Raw genomic sequence first — 1,397 nt, forward strand, 5'->3', positions numbered from 1 at the left:
CGATCATGTTGAGCCAGGAGGCGTGTTTGGGGGTGTAGGTGACGGTGAAGCGGGGGTGTGCCTGCAGCCAGGCCCGGGTGGCCCTGGAGGTGTGCGACGAGCCGTTGTCCATGATCAGGTGGATGGGCACGGCAGGGTCGGTGCACTGCTCGATCCGGCGCAGGAATCCGATGAACGTCACCGAGTCGTTGCGGCCGATGCGCTCGGCCAGGACCTGTCCGGTGGCCACGTCCATGGCCGCGACGATGGAGACGGTGCCATGGCGCCGGTATTCGAACTCGCGGCGCTCGTCCCGGCCGGGACGGGGCCGCACCGTGGGGTGGCGGCGGGAGGTGGCCTGGATCCCGGTCTTCTCGTCCACGCTCAGCATCAGCGTGCCGGGCGGCGGGGCCAGATACAGCCGGCACACCGCACCGGCCTGGGTCCAGAAGACTGGGTCATCAGCACGGTTGAGCCAGCCGCGGACCTTGTGCGGGCGGACCTTGGCCTCGGCCAGGACCCGGCCGACGGTGGAGGGCGAGATCGCAAGTCCCCGCTGGGCCAGGTGCTCAGCGATCAGGGTGCGACTCCACACAGAGGAGCCCTCGGGCGGAAGCGAGGTGGCCACGGCCACCACCGCAAGGCGCCGGCTGGGGCCGTGGACCTCGCGGCGCCCGGAGCGGCGCCGGTCGAACAGGCCCGCGACGCCCCGGCGGCGAAAGCGCTCCCGCCAGCGGCGCACGGTGGCCACCGCGCAGCCCAGGTGCCGGGCGATGCGCGCGCCGGGCATCCCCTGCGCGGCCAGTTGCACGATCCGGGCCCGCAGGGCCAGGGCCTGGGCTGCGAGCGGGCTGGACAGGATCCGGCGGATCTTGCGGTCCTGCTTGCGCGAGACCGTCAGCCGCGGGGCACCGGGATGGGCCATCAGGCCTCCTGGGGAAGGGAGCTGTCGGGGCGTCACCTCATCATGGCCGCCTCGGGACGCCGCGCCGGGCGGCACCCCCGGGCACGCGTCACACTTACCGGCATGCCGGTTCCCTCCCGCGTCCTGAAGGAAGAGGTCGATGACACCATCGACCACCACGCCGCGACGCTGGGGCACTGGCCCGCCCTGGCCGAGGTCGAAGTCCGCTGGCGCGGCTCCTTCGGCTACCTGACCGCGTTGATCGCGCAGGACGGCCCGGACGAGCGGGTGCCGCTGTGCCGGATCGAGTACCTCGGCGACCACGACGAGTGGGGCTTTGCCATCCATGACGCGGCGACCGACGCCTACACCCCCGCCCTCCTGCACACCGGCGCCCCGACCGGCCGGCCCACCGACGCCTTCGACACCGCCGCCCTCGTCCACCTCGCCGACTACACCGCGTGACCCAACGCAGGACTCCAACCGGAACAGGACCTGCGACGCGCTGCACTAG

Annotated in this window: 2 protein-coding genes; one reads left to right on the forward strand and one right to left on the reverse strand. The window is 72.6% G+C overall.

The annotated features are described in order from the left end of the window. A partial coding sequence (locus AQJ91_RS48315) for an IS630 family transposase (protein ID WP_234383490.1) occupies positions 1 to 904 on the reverse strand: 904 nt, incomplete at its 3' end. Positions 905 to 1,006: 102 nt separating this feature from the next. Here AQJ91_RS48315 and AQJ91_RS48320 point away from each other — a divergent pair. Next, positions 1,007 to 1,348 (forward strand): hypothetical protein, encoded by a 342-nt coding sequence (locus AQJ91_RS48320; protein WP_199848232.1) that lies wholly within the window; start codon positions 1,007 to 1,009, stop codon positions 1,346 to 1,348. Positions 1,349 to 1,397 lie beyond the last annotated feature (49 nt).

Origin of the sequence: Streptomyces dysideae (genome assembly GCF_001514305.1) — a bacterium.
Taxonomy (GTDB): Bacteria; Actinomycetota; Actinomycetes; order Streptomycetales; family Streptomycetaceae; genus Streptomyces; species Streptomyces dysideae.